General features: G+C 39.0%; 19 protein-coding genes. 7 read left to right on the forward strand and 12 right to left on the reverse strand.

Annotation, left to right across the window (positions count from 1 at the left end; translation table 11 throughout):
• Position 1: 1 nt before the first annotated feature.
• The 5 genes from ASG01_RS02970 to ASG01_RS02990 all read right to left on the reverse strand — a co-directional run bounded on the left by ASG01_RS02970 (position 2) and on the right by ASG01_RS02990 (position 6,019).
• A complete protein-coding gene (locus tag ASG01_RS02970) occupies positions 2-817 on the reverse strand; it encodes a tetratricopeptide repeat protein (protein ID WP_055859661.1) in 816 nt (271 codons plus the stop codon).
• Positions 814-1,380: a phosphatase PAP2 family protein gene (locus ASG01_RS02975; protein ID WP_055859664.1), complete on the reverse strand. Its 567-nt coding sequence runs from the start codon at positions 1,378-1,380 to the stop codon at positions 814-816. Before ASG01_RS02975 ends, ASG01_RS02970 begins: the two co-directional genes overlap by 4 nt.
• Positions 1,381-1,383: 3 nt before the next feature.
• The gene (locus tag ASG01_RS02980) at positions 1,384-1,734 is read right to left on the reverse strand and encodes a twin-arginine translocase TatA/TatE family subunit (RefSeq protein ID WP_055859667.1); all 351 of its coding nucleotides are present in this window, start codon (positions 1,732-1,734) and stop codon (positions 1,384-1,386) included.
• 60 nt (positions 1,735-1,794) lie between these two features.
• Positions 1,795-3,012: a TCR/Tet family MFS transporter gene (locus tag ASG01_RS02985; protein WP_055859670.1), complete on the reverse strand. Its 1,218-nt coding sequence runs from the start codon at positions 3,010-3,012 to the stop codon at positions 1,795-1,797.
• 112 nt (positions 3,013-3,124) lie between these two features.
• Complete coding sequence (locus ASG01_RS02990) at positions 3,125-6,019, reverse strand: protein translocase subunit SecDF (RefSeq protein WP_055859672.1); 2,895 nt, start codon at positions 6,017-6,019, stop codon at positions 3,125-3,127.
• Positions 6,020-6,232: 213 nt separating this feature from the next.
• Between ASG01_RS02990 and ASG01_RS02995 the strand changes: the two genes are divergently transcribed.
• Positions 6,233-7,600, forward strand: a complete 1,368-nt coding sequence (locus ASG01_RS02995) for a PQQ-dependent sugar dehydrogenase (protein WP_055859675.1) — start codon at positions 6,233-6,235, stop codon at positions 7,598-7,600.
• 53 nt (positions 7,601-7,653) lie between these two features.
• On the opposite strand, the gene hemN is transcribed toward ASG01_RS02995, so the two are convergent.
• The 3 genes from hemN to ASG01_RS03010 form a co-directional block, all read right to left on the reverse strand.
• On the reverse strand, positions 7,654-9,012 hold the full coding sequence (gene hemN / locus ASG01_RS03000; RefSeq protein WP_055859678.1) for an oxygen-independent coproporphyrinogen III oxidase: 1,359 nt from the start codon (positions 9,010-9,012) through the stop codon (positions 7,654-7,656).
• Positions 9,013-9,115: 103 nt separating this feature from the next.
• Entirely contained in the window at positions 9,116-10,117 is a 1,002-nt protein-coding gene (locus ASG01_RS03005) for a WD40/YVTN/BNR-like repeat-containing protein (protein WP_055859681.1), read from the reverse strand.
• A gap of 59 nt (positions 10,118-10,176) precedes the next feature.
• A complete protein-coding gene (locus ASG01_RS03010) occupies positions 10,177-11,808 on the reverse strand; it encodes an APC family permease (RefSeq protein ID WP_055859684.1) in 1,632 nt (543 codons plus the stop codon).
• Between the two features lie 167 nt (positions 11,809-11,975).
• On the opposite strand from ASG01_RS03010, the gene pnuC reads away from it, so the two are divergent.
• The 5 genes from pnuC (at position 11,976) to ASG01_RS03035 (ending at position 17,762) form a co-directional block, all read left to right on the forward strand.
• A complete protein-coding gene (gene pnuC, locus ASG01_RS03015; protein WP_055859687.1) occupies positions 11,976-12,665 on the forward strand; it encodes a nicotinamide riboside transporter PnuC in 690 nt (229 codons plus the stop codon).
• Positions 12,649-13,188: a hypothetical protein gene (locus ASG01_RS03020; RefSeq protein WP_055859690.1), complete on the forward strand. Its 540-nt coding sequence runs from the start codon at positions 12,649-12,651 to the stop codon at positions 13,186-13,188. Before pnuC ends, ASG01_RS03020 begins: the two co-directional genes overlap by 17 nt.
• 96 nt (positions 13,189-13,284) lie before the next feature.
• Positions 13,285-14,058 carry a diaminopimelate epimerase gene (dapF, locus tag ASG01_RS03025; protein ID WP_055859693.1) on the forward strand — a complete coding sequence of 258 codons (774 nt, stop codon included), beginning with the start codon at positions 13,285-13,287 and terminating at the stop codon, positions 14,056-14,058.
• A gap of 10 nt (positions 14,059-14,068) precedes the next feature.
• On the forward strand, positions 14,069-15,094 hold the full coding sequence (mltG, locus tag ASG01_RS03030) for an endolytic transglycosylase MltG (protein WP_055859696.1): 1,026 nt from the start codon (positions 14,069-14,071) through the stop codon (positions 15,092-15,094).
• 166 nt (positions 15,095-15,260) lie between these two features.
• The gene (locus ASG01_RS03035; RefSeq protein ID WP_055859699.1) at positions 15,261-17,762 is read left to right on the forward strand and encodes a TonB-dependent receptor domain-containing protein; all 2,502 of its coding nucleotides are present in this window, start codon (positions 15,261-15,263) and stop codon (positions 17,760-17,762) included.
• Positions 17,763-17,814: 52 nt separating this feature from the next.
• Here the strand turns inward: ASG01_RS03035 and ASG01_RS03040 are convergent, their stop codons facing one another.
• From ASG01_RS03040 to ASG01_RS03055, 4 genes are read right to left on the reverse strand one after another with little or no spacing between them, the layout of a single operon-like run.
• Entirely contained in the window at positions 17,815-18,252 is a 438-nt protein-coding gene (locus ASG01_RS03040) for an adenylyltransferase/cytidyltransferase family protein (RefSeq protein ID WP_055859702.1), read from the reverse strand.
• Positions 18,253-18,280: 28 nt separating this feature from the next.
• A complete protein-coding gene (galE, locus tag ASG01_RS03045; RefSeq protein WP_055859705.1) occupies positions 18,281-19,303 on the reverse strand; it encodes a UDP-glucose 4-epimerase GalE in 1,023 nt (340 codons plus the stop codon).
• Between the two features lie 17 nt (positions 19,304-19,320).
• On the reverse strand, positions 19,321-19,764 hold the full coding sequence (locus tag ASG01_RS03050) for a hypothetical protein (protein ID WP_131725313.1): 444 nt from the start codon (positions 19,762-19,764) through the stop codon (positions 19,321-19,323).
• Between the two features lies 1 nt (position 19,765).
• Positions 19,766-20,890, reverse strand: coding sequence for a DegT/DnrJ/EryC1/StrS family aminotransferase (locus ASG01_RS03055; RefSeq protein WP_055859710.1), 1,125 nt, complete (start codon positions 20,888-20,890; stop codon positions 19,766-19,768).
• A 177-nt stretch (positions 20,891-21,067) separates the two neighbouring features.
• Here ASG01_RS03055 and ASG01_RS03060 point away from each other — a divergent pair, with 177 nt between their 5' ends.
• Entirely contained in the window at positions 21,068-22,672 is a 1,605-nt protein-coding gene (locus ASG01_RS03060) for a S8 family peptidase (protein WP_055859712.1), read from the forward strand.
• The last annotated feature ends 34 nt before the right edge of the window (positions 22,673-22,706 follow it).

A 22,706-nucleotide genomic window follows, 5' to 3' on the forward strand; every position in this document is an offset into this window, starting at 1 on the left:
GTTATTTTTGCGTGCATTTTGCCAGCGCATCTCTAAGCATCGCTTTTTCATGACCGAGCGCAACAGCTTTTTCCAAACTTGCACACGCTTCTCTCGTATTCCCGGAATCTGTCTGAATCTGAGATTTGATCACGTATGTCTGTGAAAATTTAGGATCTATTTTTAATGATTTTTCGATATCTGCAAGCGCTTCTTTGGGCTTTTTTAATTTTAGATAAACTTCTGCACGACCGTTGTATAAAAGCGATTCCGGTTTTTCAGCGAGAAGCTGATTGTAATCTTTTAACGAGCCTTCGAGATCGCCGTTTCGCTTTTTAAAATTAGCCAAACCGGTTTTAGCAAAAATATTATTAGGATCGAAAGTGAGAATCTGCTTTAAATCTTTTTCAGCCAAATCTTTTTTGCCAAGACTTTCATAGACTTTAGCACGCGTCAGATACATTTCGGCATTTTCAGGATCGATTTTTAAACCTTTATCTAAATACTCCAACGCTTTAGTTTTGCTGCCTTTTTGGTTGTGCAAAGTTCCGAGATTTGAATATGCCGCGGGAGAAGCCGGATTGGCAATTAAAGCTGATTCGTATGATTTAAATGCGGCAGGAATTTTCCCCAAACGGCGCTGCGCCATCCCGAGATTATTAAAATATTCAGATTTAAATTTCTGAATCGTTTCATTCTGAGCCAGTTTTGTGTACTGCTCTTCCGCGCAAACGTAATCTGCTTTCTGCATGCAGGCTTCAGCAGTTTTTTTGTCCTGAGCAGAAAATCGTGAGAGAGATAACAGTGCAAAAGCACCGAAGAATAGATTTTTTTTCATGTATTGAGGTTTTGTTTGTTGATGACTTTTTTTGCAAGCAAATAAAATGCTGCTCCCAATAAAACACCTACAAACGCGCCTACCAAAATATCTATCGGGAAATGTACTCCTAAATATATACGGCTGTATGCTACAATGGCCGCCCACACAAATATAGCATAAGGAAACCACTTGAGTTTATTTTTTAATAAAAAACTGAGATAAGTAGCTAAAAAGAACGTGTTGGAAGCGTGTGCCGAATAAAAACCGAATTGTCCGCCGCACTTTACGATTCGCATCATACTCATTACAGAAGGATCATGACAGGGACGAAGTCTTGCAACACTGAATTTGAAAATCCCTGAAACCTGGTCTGAAACAGTAACGCCTAATGCAATAAAGATCAAAATAAAAATTAATGATCTCAGTTTGTAATTTTTATAGAGTAAGTAAAGGAAAATGATGTAGAGCGGAATCCAGACGAATGTGCCGGAAACCATTTGCCAAAAAGGATCGAAAGGAGAATCTCCCAGATTGTTCAGGTATAAAAAAACATTTTTGTCTTCCTGAATAATTTCTTCCATACGCTATCTGCTTACAGGCCCTTCGTAGTGTTCGTCTTCAGAAGGTTTTACAACAACGGCAGGTTCTGTATTTGAAGCAATCGTATGGCTTGGATCAGCGATCAGATCTTTATTAAAATCATTCATGGGATTGTAATCTTTAGCCGCATCTTTTACCTTTTCTATCTCGCGTTTGATATCTGAAACAGGATTGTCTGTCTCCTTCAAAATCTCAGTTTTGATATCTTCTACCGCACCACGCATTTTGCGTACCCCGGAACCTAAATCACGCGCGATCTGCGGAAGTTTGTCTGGGCCAAACAAAACTACAATTGCAATGGCAATGAGTGCCATTTCTCCGATGCTTAATTCCATGATGCTAAATTACAAAAGATTATATAAAAATAATGTTGAAAGGCAAATTTTAAACCAATTTTAAGTTTTGTTTTTCTGGAAAGCACGGTACGTAAAGTAAATACTCAGCGACATCAAAATAAATCCCAGTAAAAACGGCGCACCCGGAAATTCTACCGGACCGTGTTTCTGTGTAAAATAATAGAACAGATCATTCATCATCAAAGGTCCTACAATCGTTGTCGCGCTGATTAAACTCGTCAGAGCGCCCTGAAGCTGTCCCTGTTCATTTTCCGGGACGTTTTTAGAGATGATCGACTGCAAAGCCGGTCCGCAGATTCCTCCCAGACAATACGGAACTAAAAAGACAAACATCATCCAACCCTGCGTCGCGAATGAAAATAATAAAAGTCCGATGGCGTAAAGCGACAAGCCGTAATAAATACTTTTCCGGTCGCCAAACTTTTTTGTGGTGTATCTGATGAGCACGCCCTGAACCAAGCCTACGAGTAAACCGACGATGCCAAGTGAGATGCCCACCATTCTTTTGTCCCAGTCGAAAACATACATCGTGAAGAAACTCCAGTTGCTCTGTACCGCGTGACCGGCGATGTAAATCAGAATTAAAGAAACAATCAAACCTGAAATTTCAGGATGTTTTGCTAAAAATTTAAAAGAACCAACCGGATTTGCATTCTTCCAGCTAAACTCGCGTCGCTTGTCTTTATCTAAACTTTCAGGGAGAATAAAATAACCGTAGAGAAGATTAATTCCGCATAAAACCGCCGCCGCATAAAACGGAACGCGCGAACCGTAATGCCCGAGCAATCCGCCTAGAACCGGCCCAATGATAAATCCGACACCGAAAGCAGCACCGATTAAACCAAAATTTTTCGCGCGATCTTCATCTGTAGAAATATCCGCGATGTATGCGCTTGCAGTAGTAATGCTTGCACCCGTCATTCCGGCAATAATTCTTCCTGCAAAAAGCCAGATGATTGTCGGAGATAGTGCAAGCAAGATATAATCGAGGGCGAAACCAAGAAGTGAAATCAAAATAATCGGTCGACGCCCGTATTTATCACTGAGATTTCCGACAATCGGCGAAAAAACAAACTGAGTTACTGCATACGCAAAACCAAGCCAGCCATTGTATTTTGCAGCTTCACTGAGATCTGCATGAATGAGCTCGCGAATCAGATCGGGAACCACAGGAATGATGATTCCCCAGCCGGTAATATCTATCAGCAGTGTGATGAATATAAAAGTCATCGCTGCATTTTTCTGATTGGATTTCATTTTTTGTGTGTTGGTTTGGTCATGCAAAAATATTTAATTTAACTGAATCCCAATTAGATTAAAATAAAAAACCTCTCACGAGGAGAGGTTTTAATATGTATTGAAAACTTAATTATTTTGTAGCCAAAACCTGTTTGTCGGTTGATGATTTGCCGTGTACATCTTCTTCTTTTCCTGTTTTAAGAAAATCGTAAGCAATAGCCGACGCGATGAAGATTGATGAATACGTACCGAATGCAATACCTATTAACATGGCAAACATAAAGCCTCTCAGGTTATCTCCGCCGAAGATGAAGATCGCAAGAATTACCAAAATCGTCGTGAAAGATGTGTTGAAAGTTCTACCCAAAGTACTTGATATTGAATCATCAAATAAACCTGATAAAGTAAGCGCTTTTTTCTCTCTTAAGTACTCGCGGATTCTGTCGAAAATAATTACCGTATCGTTGATTGAATATCCCAAAACAGTAAGAATCGCTGCCACAAAATCCTGATTGATTTCCATGTTGAACGGCATGATGTTGTGAAGCAGAGAATACGCTCCCAAAATAATAATCGCATCATGGAAGAGTGCTGCAACGGCGCCCAAAGAGAACTGCCATTTTCTGAATCGCACCAAGATGTAGATAAAAATTCCGGCAAGAGCAGCGCAAACCGCCAAAATACCGTGCAGTTTAATATCATCAGCTACCGTTGGACCTACTTTATCTGAAGAAACAATTCCTACTTCACCTTTGTCTGCAGATTTAAAATCAGCCAAAGTTGTTTTTGAAGGAAGATCAGCTTTCAAACCGTCAAACAGTTTCTGCTCGATCGTCTGATCGGCTTTTAAAGATTCGTCATCGATCAGATAATCCGTAGAAATTTTCAGCTGTCTGTCGTTTCCGAAGGTTTTTGCTTCTACTGAAGAGTTTTTGCCGTCTGTTGTAGCAAAAGCTTTTGCAAGACGTTCTTCGATGTTTTCAGCATCAACATTTTTATCAAATCTTACAATATAATTTCTACCACCGGTAAAATCGATACCGTATTTGAAACCGTTTGTGAAGATTGAGAAAAGACAGATTACCGTAAGAATCGCAGATACGATGTAAGAATATTTTCTCTTTCCGATAAAATCGATCCATACATTTCTGAAGAGATTTTTAGTTGGAGCCGTCCATACAGAAAGACCTTTTCCTTTATTCAGTCTGTTGAAAATCATTACTCTCGAAAGCAAAATCGAGGTAAATAATGTCATTACGATACCGATCATCAGGGTTAATGCAAAACCTTTGATAGGTCCGGTTCCGAAGAAAAATAAAACAACCGCCGTTAATAAAGTCGTTAAGTGACCGTCGATAATCGCGCTTAAAGCGTGTTTGAAACCGTCTTTATACGCTTCAAGAATGCTTTTTCCTGCGAAAAGTTCTTCTTTGGTTCTTTCATAAATGATTACGTTCGTATCGACCGCCATCGCCATTGTAAGAACGATACCCGCGATACCCGGAAGTGTAAGTGTAAAGTTACCCGACGCCATGATTCCGAAAATATAGAACAGGTTGATGATCATCGCAATTACTGCGTAAACACCAGCTCCACCGTAATAGAAAACGATGTAAACGATGATAATTAAAAACGCAATTGCAAATGAAATCATACCCGCATTGATCGATTCCTGACCGAGTGACGGACCAACCTGAGTTGCCTGCACCACTTTTGCACCTGCAGGAAGTTTACCTGCACCCAAAACATCTACCAATTCCTTAGCTTCTTCCTGAGAGAAGTTACCGGAGATCTGCGTTCTTCCGTTTGGAATGGCACCTACAACATTAGGCGCGGTGTACACTCTGTTATCCAAAGTTACAGCAACGGGTTTCCCTACATTTTTCTCTGTAAGGGTTTTCCAGTCTCTTGCCCCTTTAGAATCCATCTGCATATCTACGACTACTCTTCCAAGATCATCGTAAGAAATATTGGCAGTTTCAACTGCTCCGTCTACTGGCGCTTTTTGGTTGATGTTACTTTTAATAGCGTACAGAACCAGCGCATCCGGAGTGGTAGATTCTGGTTTGTAACCCCACATAAACTGCGTGTATCTTAGATTTGAAGGCCTTGCAGCGATCGCTTCTTTAGAATTTAACAGTTTATTGATTGCTGCAGTATCGGTAAGTTTTACATTTCCGACACCGTTTGCGTTTAGTTTATTCAGCTGAAGTGCTTCGATAATACGAACACTTGAACCTGTTTTTGCAGAATCTCTTTTCGCATTCATCGACTGCTGAAGCTGCTCAAAATAAGGAAAAACATCCTGAGCCTGTTGTACTTCCCAAAACTGAAGTTTCGCAGAAGTCTGAAGCATTTTCTTAACTTTGTCGATGTCTTTCATGCCCGGCATTTCCACAGAAATTCTCGCCGTTCCAGGCACTCTCTGTACGTTTGGCTGCACGGCGCCCATTTTGTCAATTCTGGTACGGATTACTTCAAAAGCAGTTCCTACAGAAAGATCAATTCTTTTTTTAACGATGCTTTTCACCTGCTCGTCAGGTGTATTGTATGTGATTTCAGAAAGATTATTGTTTCCGAAAACCTCCGTATCTGCAAGTTTAAGTTTAGTTCCTTTTGCACTGTTTACCGCATCAAATTCTGTAAAGAAATTATCGATATACGATTTTGTGGAATTTTTCTGTACCTCATCCGTTCTGTTAAGCGCTTCGATAAGCACCGGATTGGTAGAATAATTGGTAAGATCGTTGATCAGATCACGCTGATTGATTTCCAGAAGAACGTTGATCCCACCTTTAAGGTCGAGACCGAGTTTCATCTCTTTATCTTTGGCTTTAGCGTAATTTAGCTCTGTAAAACCAAGATTCAAAGTCTCTTCTTTCAGACGTTTGATTTCCTTTTCGTTTCCTTTTGCAGCTTCGATCTGCGATTCAATCTTGCTGGCGTACCATGTTGGCAATAGCTCGTTTAAGCAAATTAACCCTAGTACAATAGCGACGATTGTAATAAGTCCTTTTCCTTGCATTTTGTTATGACTACGTTAAATTAAGTCGGCAAATATAATGATTTTATTCACATTTTATGATTTTATGGCACAGAAAAGCTTTATTTTCAGCATTGTTGCGATCTGAAAGATGTAGTTTTACTTAAGATTAATTTTCTGATTTTCGCTGATAAAAATTCACTGCTTGGTACAGATTTTTCATAAGTCTTTTCACACCCTTGAAATCAGATCATTATGAAAAAACTCCTACTCTTTTTCTCCCTTGTTTTATTTTCTTTTTCGCAGTCTCAAACCATTTCTCTAATTGAGTTTGCAACCGGATTATCAAACCCTGTGGAGATTACCCACGCCAATGATTCCCGTATTTTTGTCGTTCAGCAAAACGGAATTATTAAGATTGTACAGCCCACCGGCGCCGTAAATGCCGCAGATTTTTTAAATATCAGTTCTAAGGTAAATTTCGGTGGCGAGCGCGGACTTTTAGGTCTGGCTTTTCATCCGCAGTATGCGACAAACGGATATTTCTTTGTTTTTTACAACAACACAGCAGGAAATCTGGTTGTAGCCAGATATTCTGTCAGCTCAACAAATGCAAATGTTGCTGATGCCAATTCAGAAAAAATTATCATCAATATCCCGAAACCTTTCGACAATCATAATGGCGGAAGCATCAAATTTGATCCGAGCGGCTATCTATGGGTGGTTACCGGCGATGGTGGAAGCGGTGGCGATCCCAATAACAATTCGCAAAATAAAAATTCACTGTTGGGAAAATTGCTGCGCTTAGATATCAACACAGCTGCTAATATTCCGTATGCGATTCCTCCCGGAAATCCCTTTATCAATGTTGATGGCGCAGATGAAGTTTGGGCGTACGGACTAAGAAATGCATGGAAATATTCTTTCGATCTTACCACAGGAAATGTTTTAATTGCCGATGTCGGACAAAATCAGTTTGAGGAAATCAACCGTGTTCCCATTACCCAGGCTGGAGCAAATTATGGCTGGAGATGTTTTGAAGGAAACACGGCGTACAATTCTTCAGGTTGTACAGTCGGTGCAAATTACACAACGCCGGTGGCAGTTTATGATCATACAGGAAGCAAATGTTCAATCACAGGCGGCTATGTTTACCGCGGAACAACTTATCCGGCACTTCAAGGAATGTATTTTTTCGCTGATTACTGCTCGGCACAAATCGGAATGTTAAACCAAAGCAATATTGTCACCTGGACGACGCCATTTACCGGAAACTTATTCTCGACTTTTGGAGAAGATTCAAGTAAAAATTTATACGTTGCAGCGGTAAACAACGGTAAAATTTATAAAATCGCTTCAGGATCTCTGGCTACAGAAGAAACTTTCAGAAAGCCCATCAGAATATATCCAAATCCGGCGCACGAGACTTTATTTATTGAAGGTTTTGATGATTACGCATTTTCTGCACAAATTCTGACATTGGAAGGAAGAGTTGTTTTAAACGACACTAAACTTAATTTCGATAACAGTTTGGATATACGCGGAATTCCTGCAGGTACTTATTATATTCACATCAAAATGAACGATCTGAAAACGTACAGCGAAAAAATTATCATTAAATAATTAATTCAGGCCAAAATAAAAAGTGACTTCAAATTGAAGTCACTTTTTTCATATTAAATCGTCATCGAGAAAATCCTGGTTTCAGGTTTGTTCCGCATCATACGCAGATCAAAAACCATCGCCACATTCCGGGTAAAAGCTCTGCCTTCTTCAGTAATTTTTATTGAATTTCCGCTGAGTTGTACCAAACCGTCATTTTCCATTTCTTTCAGCATTTCCATTGCATTTTCAATTCCCGAAAAGCTATTTTCATCTGTAAAGGTTGTTTGCAGCTGACACATCAGATTTAAAATATGACGGCGAACTTTAAGATCTTCTTCATTTAAAATATGACCTTTCACCACAGGAATTTCACCGTTCTGAACCATCTTCTGGTACTCTTCCACCGTTTTCACATTCTGCGCAAATGCATACCAGGAATCTGAAATAGCCGACATCCCAAGACCCACCATCAGCTGCGTATTGCTTGAAGTGTAGCCCATAAAATTTCTGTGAAGTTTTTTCTGTTTTAAAGACTGGTACAGATCGTCGTGCTCCAGAGAAAAATGATCCATTCCAACTTCAATATACCCGAGTTTTTCCAAAAGCTGTTTTCCGTCTTCATAGAGTCGGCGTTTTTCTTCACCGCTCGGCAGATCATTTTCATCAAAACCTCTTTGCCCAACGCCTTTCACCCACGGAACGTGCGCATATGAATAAAAAGCCAGACGGTCAGGTTTCAGTTCTAGCGTTTTGCGGATCGTATGTTCCATTGCTTCCCAGGTCTGATGTGGCAGTCCGAAAACCAAATCGTGGCTTACACCTTTATATCCGATCTCGCGCGCCCATTCGGTCACACGCTGCACATTTTCAAAAGGCTGAATTCTGTTGATGGCTTTCTGTACTTTCAGATCATAATCCTGCACACCAAAACTTGCTCTGCGGAAACCCAAATCATACAAAGTCTGAAGATGTTCGCGCGTCGTATTATTAGGATGACCTTCAAAAGAAAATTCAGGATGATCGGCGATTGTTACCGTTTCAAAGATACCTGAAAGAAGCGTCTTAAGATTTTGTGGAGAGAAAAAAGTGGGTGTTCCGCCGCCCAAATGCAGTTCTTTCAGGATAGGTTTTTCGGAGAAAAGATTGAGATAAAGCTGCCATTCTTTTAATACACTTTCCAGATAAGGAATTTCCACGCTGTGCTGTTTTGTAATTCTCTTGTGACACGCGCAAAATGTACAGAGCGCTTCGCAAAAAGGCAGGTGAATGTAAATTGAGATACCTTCTGCCGCATTGCTTTCGTTGAAAGATCTTATGACCGTATTTTTCCATTCCTGAGGCGAAAACGTACTTTCATCCCAATAAGGAACCGTTGGGTAAGACGTGTAACGTGGCCCCGGAATATTATATTTATCGATTAATGAATTCATTTTGAAATTTTAAAGCAGATAATTCTGCGAAGATTATCTTATGCAAATTTAGGCATTCGAAGCGACTTTTACCTTATGAAATATATTAGCTGAAAGTCGTCTTTTATTCGAAACTAAGCTTAATGATACGGTCTTTTCCTGCAAAAACTATGCTTTTAGTATCGATCCATTCGCATACAAATAATCCTTTTTCATCTGAAATTTTCTTCCAGGTATTTCCGAAATCTTCAGAATAGCTAATATGTTTGTCGCCGACCGCAATGATTTCTTTTCCCTTTGAACCAGGTTTGATTTTTACACAGGTTGTATAACCCGCATTTTTTCCCGAAGCCTGAATTTCCCAGGTTTTTCCACCGTCATTTGTCGTTGCAATATTGTTGATGTTGGCATCCTGTTTTGTGTAATCGCCACCAACTGCAATTCCGAACTGATCGTTTAAGAAGTCTATTGAATAAATTCCTTGAGAAGATTCTCCCTGTATGAAAGGCGTATTAAAAACTTCAAATTTTTGAGTTTTAAAATTTAATCTTAAAATTCTCGAAGATTTTCCACCTGTGGCGATCCACAGATAATTTTTTGTCGAAGCAATATTGGTGTTGCTTGCAGCAAAAGCGGCTTCACCGTTATTTAATCTAACAGAATTTTGAAAAAAACTCCACGCACCTTTTTCAAATTTTGCCAGTTTTAAATGCTGATCATCAGTATCGCTGAACGCAAAAGCAAGATTTTCATTCACAAAATGAAACGTGTCATAAAACGCCGCTTTTGCATTGTCTTCAAAAACAATTTCATACTTCAAGGTCTTTTTATCAATCTTGAAAAAGTAAGCTGGACTTTCGATATTAATCGCATAAAACGATCTTTTATCCTGAGCCAGCGTACGGAACTGCAGTTTTTTTTCAGACAAAATAATCTGCTTTTTATCTTGCGGGTTTTTTAACTCTACGTAACCAAATTTCGATTCGGTTCCACTGTACCAGACTTTTCCGTCATACAGTTCAAGAGCGCGAATGCTGATTTTATCCTCCAGCAAAGTTTTTAACGTAAATTTCTGAGCCAATGAGAAGGTGCTGAGAAATATCAAAAAGAATCCGAATTTTTTCATAGGAGACAAAAATAAAAAAACCACAGAATTTCTGTGGTTTTATATTCAAATAAAAGAATTTATTTATTGATATCCGGTTTTTCCAAAGGCTGCTGTTCTGCTTTGAACGTTTCCCCGTAACCGCCATTCTGAAGTTTTGAATGTCTTCTACTATATAGAAAATAGATTACAAAACCGATCAGAAGCCAAGCTACAGAGTACATTTGCGCCTCTTTGCTCAGGTTGATGATCAGATAAATATTAATTGCAATCCCAAGACACGCAATTAATGGAAGTGCTGGAACTCTGAAACTTCTTACCAGATTTGGTTCTTTAACTCTCAAAACCCAAACCGCAACACAAACCATTGTAAAGGCGAATAAAGTACCGAAACTCGTCATGTGCGCCAAATCATTAATTGGCGTGAGAGAAGCGATTACTGCAATTACACCACCTAAAATCATCAGGTTTTTTGTAGGAACTCCTGTTAGAGGATTTACTTTTGAAAAAGTTTTAGGAATCAACCCGTCTTTCGACATCCCGAGGAAAATTCTCGACTGTCCCATAATCATTACCATCAAAACGGAAATCAAACCGATAGTTGCAGCAATCGTGATGATGTAACCTGCCCAAGCCTGACCGGCAATATCAAAAGCGTAAGCAACCGGCGCTTTTATCGCATCTGGATATTTCCCAAGCGGATTAAAGTCGGTATAATGCATCATTCCCGTTAAAACCAAAGAAACCAAAATGTACAAAATCGTACAGATAATCAATGATGTAATGATCGCAAACGGTACGTCTTTTTTAGGATTGATCGCTTCACCAGCCTGTGTAGAAACGGCATCAAAACCAACATATGCGAAGAAAATTGCTGAAGCACCAGCAACAATTCCGGCAACACCATACGCATTGTGCGAAACTCCGTTTTCTGTAATTACAGTAGGTGCAGGAATAAACGGTGTCCAGTTTTCAACATTAATAAAGAACAAACCGGCAATAATGACAAAAATTACTGCAGAAACTTTTAAAACAACAATAAAGTTATTGGCTTTTGCAGCGCCTTTCGTTCCTCTTACAAGAATTGAAATCACAAAAAGTACAATTACAAGCGCCGGCAGATTCATGAATAGTTTAAAATCAAAAATTTGAGGAGCAGCATTGTAATTGGCAATCGTTTCCTGAAATGTCTGAATCTTTTCTAAAGGCAGATTTCTATTTAAAAGCTGCGAGGTGGCTTCACCAAAGGCTTTATGCGCAGTTCCGGGATCAGTCGTCATCCAGTACGGAAGATGAATGTTAAACATTTTCAGCAGTTTTCCGAAATAACCTGACCAGGAAACGGCCACTGTCATCGATCCCATTGCGTACTCAAGAATTAATCCCCAGCCGATAATCCATGCGAAAATTTCACCAACAGTTCCGTAAGCATAAGCATACGCCGAACCTTCTACCGGTAAAATTGATGCAAATTCTGCGTAACACAAAGCGGCAAAAACGCAGGCAATACCTGCAATGACAAATGAAAGTGCAAGCGCCGGCCCAGCGTTGTAATACGCTCCGGTACCGGTAAGTACGAAAATTCCTCCTCCGATAATGGCACCAATCCCGATGGCGGTAAGGCTCCATTTTCCCAAAACACGTTTCAGCTCACTCTTTTGAATGTCAGCCTCATAAGCGCTCATTGGCTTTTTAGCCCAAATTTTAGACATATTTTTTTCTGTTTAATTTAAAGATGTACGAAAATATAAAAATTTTGAAGATCTTAACATTTATTAATACTATTTTGATATAAAATTTAAGCTTAGTCGATTTAAATTCAATATTAAGTTTTCAAAAATCATAAATCTTCCCCTTTTCAATTCTTATTTTTGCGCCCATGAATTGGTACAATTTATTTATAAAGCCTTACGAAGCAGTTTCTGCCGAACAGATTATTCTGGAGGCTGCGGGAACTATTCTAGGTATTTTAAGCGTTTACTTTTCTATCAAAAAAAATATCTGGGTTTATCCCTCAGGAATCGCTTCCACGATGATTTATATATATCTCCTTTTCGTGGCCGGACTTTACGGTGATTTTCTAATCAATATATACTATACGGTGATGAGCGTTTACGGCTGGGTTTTGTGGAGAAAAAACTCAAAAGATAATGTGCATGTCGAAGTTTCATGGACTACAAAAAAAGAATGGGTTACTGCCCTACTTCTTTTTATTGTCAGTGCCATTTTCATTTTAATTATTTATTATTATAAACCGGCGATCGACAATTATTTTTCAGGAAAAGATATGAAGGCAGGTTTTTCCCATCTGGATTTTGCCAACTGGCTGGATGTCATTACAACTGCCATATTTCTGGTCGGAATGTGGCTGATGGCAAAACGCCGCATCGAAAACTGGCTTTTCTGGATTATCGGGGATTTTATTTCCATCCCTATGTATATTTATAAAGGTTTGGGAATCACTTCGGTGCAATATTTGGTATTTACCACATTGGCCGTCATAGGTTATATGACGTGGCGAAACAGTTTACAAACAAATACCAAAGAACCTCATGAAAAATATAATTAAATTAACAGGTGTGATTTTACTGGCAGCAAGTTTAAATTCTTGTGCCATCGGAAATCCAAACTACGCGAGCACGTATGGAGATCCATATTTTGATAACGGGGTGTATTACGCTCCTCAAAATTATTACGGGAACGGCGGATATTACGGTGACGACGGATATTATTACCGAAACGATATGCGGTATTACTATGACAATGGCGTTCCGTATTACTTAGGAAATAACAGAAACCGAGTGTATCTGCAGCAGCAAAATAATCAAAGTCCGGTTCGTGCCAATAATGGTTTCCGAAATTCACCCGGAACTACGGTAAATACTCCACAACCGACAAGAACCCGAAACAGTACAGGATTTCGTGATGGCGGAACAGTTCGTGTAAGAACAAACCAACCCGCAGCGCCAGTTCGACGATCAGGTGAAAGCGGCGGTTTCAGAAACAATAATGAAAATAGAAATACGGCTCCGGCTGTGCCACGTACTGCACCTCAAAACACACCAAACCGTTCGCAAGGTGGATTCAGATAATAAATTTTATAACTAACATTTTCGGACAGCTTTGGCTGTCCTTTTTTACTTTAAATACAGTATTTTTGCAGCTTCTAAAAAGAAAAATTTTAGGCTATGGAATTCTATAAATATCAGGGCACAGGAAACGATTTTGTGATGATCGACAACCGCGATCTTCAGTTTCCCAAAGACAGAAGGTTAGTCGCAAGACTCTGCGACCGACGTTTCGGAATTGGAGGCGACGGATTGATTTTGCTTGAAAATGACGAAGATGAAAATTTCAAAATGGTGTATTATAATGCCGATGGCGGAGAAAGCACCATGTGCGGAAACGGTGGGCGCTGCTTGGTTGCGTTTGCTTCTTTCCTGAAAATTTTTGATCAGAAATGTACATTTTCAGCCGTTGACGGGTCGCATGAAGCTGAAATAAATAATGGAATTGTGAAACTGAAAATGATCAATGTAAATCAGATTTCAAATGAATACGAAGATCATATTTTAGATACAGGCTCGCCACATTATGTAAAATATGTACAAGACATCGCCGAGTTTCCGGTGTTTGCAGAAGGAAAAACGATTAGAAATTCTAACCGATTTGCTGAAGAAGGCATCAATGTCAACTTTGTCGAAATTATGTCAGATGACGAGATTTTTGTCCGCACGTACGAGCGTGGCGTTGAAGATGAAACATACAGCTGCGGTACTGGAGTGACAGCATCTGCCTTAACCTTGATGCAAAATGGCAATCAAACATCAGTTCGCGTGAAGACTTTGGGAGGCGATCTTAAAGTTTACGCTGAAAAGTCTGATGATGGCTTTAAAAATGTCTGGCTGGAAGGTCCGGCAAAACAGGTTTTTCAGGGAAGTGTAAATCTGACGAATTTTTAATTTAAAATCTATGAAAAAAACTGTACTCGCAGTTGTCATCGTTGTTCTTGTCATCGCTGCGTTTTTTGGATATACATTTTACGCTAAATATTATGGCAATAATGTACAGAAAGACGGCTATGTGCTTATTCCCAGAAATGCAGAATACAAACAGATTTTAGATTCTGTCTCGGCATATATAAAAGATAAAGAGAGTTTTGAGAGTGTTGCGGCAAGTAAAGATTTAGCTAAAAATTTCAAGCCAGGACGTTACCATTTTAAAAAAGGTGCCGGAAATTCGAGTTTGGTGAATATGATCAAAGCGGGAAATCAGGCTGAAAATACATTTAGAATTGGTGACTTTGGCGACGTTTATCAGATGGTCGGAAAGGTGACGAAGAAAACCGAAACCGATTCGATGACTTTTGTAAAAGAATTAAATGAAATTGCGCGTGAAAAAGGTTTTTCCGATGCAGAAGATTTAAAAAGATATTTTTTTATCGATACATATAACTTTTTCTGGACGGTCACGCCACAGGAATTTTTTAAAAAATTCGAAACACAATACGATGATTTCTGGAATGCTGAAAGGAAACAAAAAGAACAGCAAAGCGGTTTAAGCCGTTCTCAAATTTATGCCTTAGCTTCTATTGTTTATAAAGAAAGCGGCGGAAAACCGGATGAGATGAAAACCATTGCAGGTTTATATCTGAACCGTTATCGTAAAAACATGAAACTGCAGAGCGATCCCACTGTGATCTATGCGATGAATAAGCAGACTAATTTCACATCAAATATCAAAAGGGTTTTTTATAAATATCTCTCGACACCGTCTCCCTACAATACCTATGCAAATAAAGGTATACCGCCGGGACCGATCTGTATCGTGGATAAAAAATCTGTAGATGCTGTTTTGAATGCAGAAAAAATCAACTATATCTTCATGTGCGCAGATCCTAAAAGGCCAGGCTACCACAAATTTACAGATAATGCAGAAGAACATGCCATAAATGCAAAAGAATATCAAGATTGGTTGAATTCGAGAAATATTAAATAAACTGTTTTTTAACTATATTTTAACAAACTCGTAATTAACATTTTACCTTTTGCGTCGACTTATGCATTTGAGATAAAAACTATAAGGGGAATTACCAAAAATTCTGGAGATTCAACATTACTGAATAAGACCAGATTTTTTGTGATTTTGCCAAAAGAATAAATTTATGAATCAGACAGAAATAATCAGTATTTTCACGAAAAAAGCATTGGGATTAACCTTTGTTTTATCAGCGGCAGCATTTGCCTTTGCTCAGGAAAAACTTCCGGTAAGCGGAACTGTGGTGGATAAAAGTAATCAGCCGGTTCCTTACGCTTCGGTATCATTCAGTAACAAGCAGAGCAAACTTCTGAGCGATGCAGCACTTACCGATGAAAACGGAAAATACACGCTAGACCTTACTCCTGGAAATTATGATATCACCATTGAAGCCATTGACTTCAAAAAAAGTGTCGTCAACAAGCAGATTTCGGCTCCTGGAAGTATCGGAGCACTTTCTATTGAACCAGAAAGTACTCAGACCAATATTAAAACTCAGGATATTCAGGGTGTTGTGATTACGGCAAGTACGAAGCCGTACAAAGTTGAGCTTGATAAAAGAACCTACGATCCTTCGCAGGATATTGTGAGTAAAGGAGGAAGTCTGCAGGATGTTTTAGCGAATGTTCCTTCCGTTTCTGTGGATACAGACGGTACAGTTTCTATGCGGGGAAGCTCAAACGTACGTTTTTTAATTAACGGGAAACCTTCAGCTCTTTTGGGAATCGATGACGGTGCGAATGCTTTACAGAGTATTCCTGCTGATCAGATTGAAAGAATTGAGGTGATTACCAATCCATCTTCAAAATTTGAAGCGAGCGGAACTGCGGGTATTTTAAATATTATTTTAAAGAAATCCAAGAAAACAGGTTTTAACGGAAGTGTGATCGGAACTTTAGGATATTTGCCTCAAACCAATCTCAACACAAATTTAAGCTGGAGAAAAGGAAATCTTACCTGGTTTTTAAATGGCGGCGGCGGTTACCGTGAATCTAAAAATACAAACAGAAATAACGCAACATATTTTTCTGCGAACACAGGAAACCGTCAAAAAGTTGATCAGGAATCAATCAGCAACAGCAACAACAGCAATTACAATGCATCGACCGGTTTGGTGTATGACGTTTCAGATAAAACTTCGGTAAATATTTCCGGAACAGTACGTTCTTTTGAAAGTGAAAATGAAGGCACGATTAATTACGACGAAAGATATTTTGACGGAAGCCGCACGTTAACTCAACGTTTTAATAACGGAACAGGAAACAATCTGGCTTTTCAGGGAGATTTAGGTTTGGATCATAAATTTGATGACAAGGGACAGAATATTGCGCTATCATTAAGTTTACAGAGTAACAAATCTTTTAACGAAACCAATGTTGAAGAAAGAACCAACAATCTTTTAGTATTAAATAACATAATCGACCAGGATACTAAGAATAAAACTTTGATCGGTAAAGCAGATTACGAATTGCCGATTGGTGAAAATTCGAGACTCGAGGCCGGTTACAGAATCGACATCAACAACAACATTTATGATAATGATGTTCTGCAGAAAAACACGCTAGATACACAGTTTTATTTCTTACGCGACTTTACTTATCATGCAAATTATCGCGAGATTTTTAATGCCGGATATGTGCAGTACAAAAGTAAAATCGGAAAACTGGCATATCAGGTTGGTTTAAGAAATGAATATTCAAATGTTTCCATAAAGTACGCTAACAGAAATTCTGCGACGTCGAAAATTGATAATACGAAAGATTACAACAACATCTTTCCGACGGTATTTCTGAGCTATGAAGTGGCAAAAGATAATCAGTTTTTGCTGAATTATTCAAGAAGAATTGACCGTCCGAGATCTTACTTTTTGATTCCGAACCCGAGTTATTCTGATAACCAGAACATCTTCGCAGGAAATATTGATCTTAATCCTTCCTATGTAGATTCATTTGAGTTTGGATACAATATTTCGAAACCGAAATACACGATTAACCCAACACTTTATTACCGTCACACGAATGATGATGTGAAACTTCTGGTGTATTCTCAGGAGGATGCGTTTTACACAAAACCGATCAACCTTGGTACTGACGACCGTTTCGGTATGGATTTAAACTTTAACTGGGATGCTACGAAATGGCTGAAATTCTTAGGAAATGTAAACCTTTTCGGTTACAGAACAACCGGAACTTATTACGATCCTGCCGTGATGCAGCGAGCGCAGTCTTTCGAAGGTAAAGGATTCTCTTCTATCGCCAGACTGACTTCCACATTTAAAATTGATAAAACATTCAGTTTTCAGCTGCAAGGATTCTACAGAGGTGCGCAGAAATCACAAAGCCAGGACAGAAAAGATATGTATGCACTTAATTTTGGTGCTTCAAAAACAATCTGGGATGGTAACGGAACGATTTCATTCAATATTCAGGATATTTTCAATACCCGGGCAATGCGAAGTGTGACTAATACGCCAGATTTTACAAGAGAATCTTATATGCAGTGGCAACCGAGACAGTTTGCGATTTCACTAACATACCGTTTCAAACAGGGTGATAAAGTGGATACCCCGAAACGTAAAAAAGATGTGAATGCCAATGCTGCAGGCGACGATCAGCAAGGACCAATGTAATCTCCCGAACATTATAAATAAAAACCCCGAAAATTAATTTCGGGGTTTTTTGTTATTTTTCAAGTTTTGCAATTTCAGCTTCGTAAATTCTTTTTCTCAAATCGCTGGAGGAAAACCGATGATCTCTTTTATTATAAAAAATCTCAATGCCTTTTTCTTCGCAGTATTTTTTTCCTGTAAAATCTTTATCAGCATAATCATCTCCGATAATGCGCACATCAATCACAAAAGATCTCAAAATATCCTCAAGATCTTCCTCAGTATAATACGGTATAATCTCATCAACAGCATTTACCGCTTTCAGCTGTACATAACGCTCTACGATGGTTTGCGTCGGCTTGTTTTTCGTCGGTCGGTCGTGTGAAGGATCGATCTGCAATCCTACGATCAGATAATCGCACACTGTTTTTGCTTCTTCCAGCATCTTTATATGACCCGCGTGCAGCAGATCAAACGAGGAAAATGTAATTCCTATTCTTTCTGTCTTCATAAAATATAATTGTTTAATATGGTATTAATTAATTCGTTCTTGATTCTAAATATTTCTGCCATTCCCAAACGGTTTTCAAAGCCTCTTCGAGCGTGGTCTCAGATTTCCAGTTAAGTTCTTCCGCTGCTTTATCAGCATTGGCGTAAGCAATGGTAATATCGCCTTCTCTGCGGTCACAGATCTGATACGGAACCGGAATATTATTCGCCTGTTCAAACGCTTTTACTACTTCCAAAACCGATGAACCTTTACCAGTGCCAAGATTATATGTATCAATAACCGTCTCGCCGGAGCTTTTAGCTAAAAGATTTTTCAGTGCAGCGACATGTGCTTTCGCCAAATCAACCACATAAATGTAATCTCTCACTGCTGTGCCATCTTCAGTAGGATAATTATCGCCCCAAATACTCAGCTTTTCACGAATCCCCGCCGCAGTCTGCATCACATAGGGAACCAAATTATTCGGAATTCCAATCGGCAGTTCCCCCAAAAGTGCCGAAGGATGAGCACCAATCGGATTAAAATATCTTAATAGGCAAATTTTCCTCTGATATGCATTAGCAAAATCTTTCAGGATCTCCTCTCCCATCTGCTTCGTCTTTCCGTATACGCTTTCAGGCATCTTAAGCTGCGTGTTTTCGTCGATTGGCATTTCATCTGCCTGACCATAAACGGTACATGATGAACTGAAAATAAAATTAGAGATATTTCTTGTTTTAAACTCTTGAAGAATATTGATTAACGAAAACAAATTATTTTCATAATAATCAACCGGTTTTTCCTGGCTTTCACCAACCGCTTTAAACGCTGCAAAATTGATACAACCTTCAATATGATGGGCATCAAAAACCTGATTAAGAAGTTCTTTTCTTTTTAGATCAAAAGGATAAAATACAGGTCTCTTGCCCGTAATTTCTTCGATGTTGTGTAAAATAAATTTTTCTGAATTTGATAAATCATCAACGATAATCACTTCAAAATTATTATTGATAAGCTCCACAACGGTATGTGAGCCAATATATCCGAGTCCGCCTGTGACGAGTATTGCCATTGTTTTAATTATTATTTTTAATCATTTTGTGTTCCTATTGCTTCAATGTTTTCATATCGTAATTTTTCAAATTTAAATTTATTAATAAGAAAAATTAAAGAAGCTAGCACAATAATGAATAGTATATTCACGATCATATAAGATGAATCTATATAATTTTCATCGTTAATATAATTTCCTGCAAATCCGAATATAAGAACAAGAAGGAAATATATGTAAAAAACATTTAGTAAAAAAATACTTTTTGAAGATTTGATTATTACTAATATCAAACTTATGAGATTAACTAAAAATATTGATCCAAGAAAAAACAAAACTATTGATTCAGTAACAGAATCAGGGTGATTATTAAAATCTGCTATATTTTCATATAATGCAGCCCCAAATGCAACAAGCATAAATATGCCTATTAAAATTACAAATATATGTATACTTCTGTGCTTAAAAACTCTTTTCTTCATTTTATCTCATAAACTCCAGCACAGCATCCGTAATAAACTTCAGCTGCTCCTCATCAAGCTCCGTATGCATCGGTAGAGAAATTACCTGATCCAAAAGCTTGTCTGTATTTACAAAATCTGCATCGTTGCTTTCCTGAAAATAGGCTTTCTGCTTCCTCAAAGCCACCGGATAATAAATCATCGCCGGAATATCTTTTTCCGTCAAAAATTTCTGTAATTCGTTACGTTTTCCGTTTAAGATTCTCAAAGTATACTGATGAAAAACGTGCGAAGAATTCTCTGCGCGCTTTGGTGTAAGAATATTTGCGTTTCCGGCAAAAGCTTCATCGTAATAATCAGCAGCTTTTCTTCGTGCTTCATTGTACGTATCAAGATGCGGGAGTTTCTTTCGTAAAATTGCCGCCTGTACACTGTCCAGACGGGAGTTTACACCCACTTCATCATGATAATATCTTTCGTACATCCCGTGATTCACAATCCCGCGAATCTTATAGGCAAGATCATCATTATTGGTAAAAACGGCTCCACCATCGCCATAGCAACCCAGATTCTTAGACGGAAAAAAAGAGGTTGTGCCCACCGTACTCATCGTTCCGGATTTTTTTACTTCACCACTCTCAAAGGTATACTCGGCTCCAATGGCCTGTGCATTATCTTCGATCACATATAGATTATGTTCTTCTGCGATTTTCAAAATCGCTTCCATATCGCTGGTCTGACCAAAAAGATGCACCGGAATAATTGCTTTCGTACGTGAAGTAATCGCCTTTTTTATCGCATCTACCGAAATGGTAAAGGTATCATAATCAGCATCGACCAGTACCGATTTCAGTTTAAGCAGATGAATGACCTCTACCGTGGCAGCAAAAGTAAAATCTGTAGTGATGATCTCATCGCCTTCCTGCAGATCGAGCGCCATCAGAGCTATCTGCAAAGCATCGGTTCCGTTTCCGCAAGGGATGACGTGTTTTACATCAAGGTAAGCTTCCAGCTCAGACTGAAAAGATTTCACTTCCGGCCCGTTGATAAAAGCTGCAGAATCCATCACATTCAAAACTGCATTGTCTACATCATTTTTTATCTTGTAATACTGGCTTTGCAAGTCGACCATCTGTATCTTTTTCATATCTAAATATCTTTTATATAATGCTTTAACCTTTCATGAATCCCACACAAAATTTTAGTTTTCGTAAGATTGTCAGGGTTCAGCAATCGGTAATTTATTCCGTAAAAATAGGAAAATTAAAAATGTTGCGGGAATAAAATCGTGCTTTTTTGTTCTATCTTTAGCTAAAAATACGGTATGAAAAAGATTTTTCTTCTTTTGATCTTCACGATTCCTGCAGCGATATATGCGCAGACTGAACTTGTCTTTGTTTATTTTACCGGAAAGCCCAATAAATCTGCATTTTATGCCAATCCGCTGACCGAACTAACACAGAAATCACTCAACAGAAGAAGTACTTTAGGCATCGCGCTGAATGATCAGGATGTGCCGATCGAAATGTCTTATCTTCAGGCTTTACAGAATTTGGGTTTCAGCACAACAGACCGCTCAAAATGGTTAAACGGTGTTGCTTTGAGAGTAAATCAGGCCCAGCTAAATATCATTAAAACGCAACCTTATGTACAGTCGGTAGAGAGTTTTGCAAAAATCTCTTCGCTTGTTTTAAAATCTGGCCAATACAATAAATGGGAAAGTTTCAATAAAAATCAAAACATACAGACAACTTTCAATTACGGAAATGCTTCCGACCAAATCGATCAGATCAACCTTCGGCCGCTTCATCTCGCAGGATTTACAGGAACCGGAGTTTCGATCGCGGTGATAGACACCGGATTTCCGACGGTCGACAGCGGCTCCGTTTTTTCGCGCATCCGGAATCAAAACCAAATCAAAGCCGGATACGATTTTGTCACAAAAACGCCAAACATCTACGACCCTTCGCTCAACAGCCACGGCACGGTGGTACTGGGCGCCATCGGCGGATTTATTCAGAATACTTTTGCAGGATCGGCTCCGGATGCTGATTTTTATCTGTACCGAAGTGAAAATGCTGCTGTTGAGGTGCCCGAAGAAGAAATATATTGGATAGAAGCTGCCGAGGAAGCCGACCGTCAGGGTGTTGATATCATCACATCATCTTTAGGCTACAATATTTTCGACGAAGCGAAATACAGTTACACCTACGCACAGATGAACGGCACGAATTCATTTATCGCGCGCGGAAGTCAGCTTGCAGCAGCACGTGGCATCTTCGTTTTGGTCGCCGCCGGAAATTCCGGTGAGCAGACGTGGCATTACATTACGACGCCGGCAGACAATGAACAAATCTTTAGTATTGGTTCGGTTGACAGTTCAGGGCTGGTTTCGCCTTTTTCGTCGTACGGGCCTAATTCGGCAGGTGTCACTAAATCCGATGCGGCAGCGCGAGGCACTATGGCTATTACTGTTGATAATAATACAACGGTAAATGTTTCGGGAACATCAATTGCAACACCGATTGCCGCAGGTGGCGTGGCATGTCTGCTGCAAGCTTTTCCATCACTGAGCCGCGAGACTTTGAAAGCAAAACTCCGGCAGACTGCTTCCCTTTTCCCCAGCACAAATCCGCAGATCGGCTACGGAATTTTGAATTTCGGGGGCGCATACACTTCGTTTTTAAGTACGTCTGAAAACATTTTCAGCAAAGATTTCAAAATCGCACCCAATCCGGTTAAAGATTTCTTCACTGTCATTTCGGCTAAAAACATTGACGTTGTAGAGATTTCAGATGCAGCGGGAAGATTGATCCGCGAGATAAAAAGCAATAAAACGATTGATATAAGAGATTTTCTTCCAGGAACGTATTATCTGAAAGTAACATCCGGAAAAGATGTTTCTTTCCATAAAATCATCAAACAGTAAAATAGCATGGACGAAAAGTTGCTTAATTTTAATA

The organism is Chryseobacterium sp. Leaf180, from assembly GCF_001424585.1.
Taxonomy (GTDB): domain Bacteria; phylum Bacteroidota; class Bacteroidia; order Flavobacteriales; family Weeksellaceae; genus Chryseobacterium.

Excerpts from the sequence above, each read along its gene's own strand:
- ASG01_RS03060 (WP_055859712.1), top strand. The coding sequence starts at position 21,068 with ATGAAAAAGATTTTTCTTCTTTTGATCTTCACGATTCCTGCAGCGATA.
- dapF (WP_055859693.1), top strand. The coding sequence starts at position 13,285 with ATGGAATTCTATAAATATCAGGGCACAGGAAACGATTTTGTGATGATC.
- ASG01_RS02975 (WP_055859664.1), bottom strand. The coding sequence starts at position 1,380 with ATGGAAGAAATTATTCAGGAAGACAAAAATGTTTTTTTATACCTGAAC.
- ASG01_RS03040 (WP_055859702.1), bottom strand. The coding sequence starts at position 18,252 with ATGAAGACAGAAAGAATAGGAATTACATTTTCCTCGTTTGATCTGCTG.
- pnuC (WP_055859687.1), top strand. The coding sequence starts at position 11,976 with ATGAATTGGTACAATTTATTTATAAAGCCTTACGAAGCAGTTTCTGCC.
- ASG01_RS03005 (WP_055859681.1), bottom strand. The coding sequence starts at position 10,117 with ATGAAAAAATTCGGATTCTTTTTGATATTTCTCAGCACCTTCTCATTG.
- ASG01_RS02970 (WP_055859661.1), bottom strand. The coding sequence starts at position 817 with ATGAAAAAAAATCTATTCTTCGGTGCTTTTGCACTGTTATCTCTCTCA.
- ASG01_RS02990 (WP_055859672.1), bottom strand. The coding sequence starts at position 6,019 with ATGCAAGGAAAAGGACTTATTACAATCGTCGCTATTGTACTAGGGTTA.
- ASG01_RS02980 (WP_055859667.1), bottom strand. The coding sequence starts at position 1,734 with ATGGAATTAAGCATCGGAGAAATGGCACTCATTGCCATTGCAATTGTA.
- ASG01_RS03050 (WP_131725313.1), bottom strand. The coding sequence starts at position 19,764 with ATGAAGAAAAGAGTTTTTAAGCACAGAAGTATACATATATTTGTAATT.
- hemN (WP_055859678.1), bottom strand. The coding sequence starts at position 9,012 with ATGAATTCATTAATCGATAAATATAATATTCCGGGGCCACGTTACACG.
- ASG01_RS03010 (WP_055859684.1), bottom strand. The coding sequence starts at position 11,808 with ATGTCTAAAATTTGGGCTAAAAAGCCAATGAGCGCTTATGAGGCTGAC.
- ASG01_RS03055 (WP_055859710.1), bottom strand. The coding sequence starts at position 20,890 with ATGAAAAAGATACAGATGGTCGACTTGCAAAGCCAGTATTACAAGATA.
- ASG01_RS02995 (WP_055859675.1), top strand. The coding sequence starts at position 6,233 with ATGAAAAAACTCCTACTCTTTTTCTCCCTTGTTTTATTTTCTTTTTCG.
- ASG01_RS03020 (WP_055859690.1), top strand. The coding sequence starts at position 12,649 with ATGAAAAATATAATTAAATTAACAGGTGTGATTTTACTGGCAGCAAGT.
- galE (WP_055859705.1), bottom strand. The coding sequence starts at position 19,303 with ATGGCAATACTCGTCACAGGCGGACTCGGATATATTGGCTCACATACC.
- ASG01_RS02985 (WP_055859670.1), bottom strand. The coding sequence starts at position 3,012 with ATGAAATCCAATCAGAAAAATGCAGCGATGACTTTTATATTCATCACA.
- mltG (WP_055859696.1), top strand. The coding sequence starts at position 14,069 with ATGAAAAAAACTGTACTCGCAGTTGTCATCGTTGTTCTTGTCATCGCT.
- ASG01_RS03035 (WP_055859699.1), top strand. The coding sequence starts at position 15,261 with ATGAATCAGACAGAAATAATCAGTATTTTCACGAAAAAAGCATTGGGA.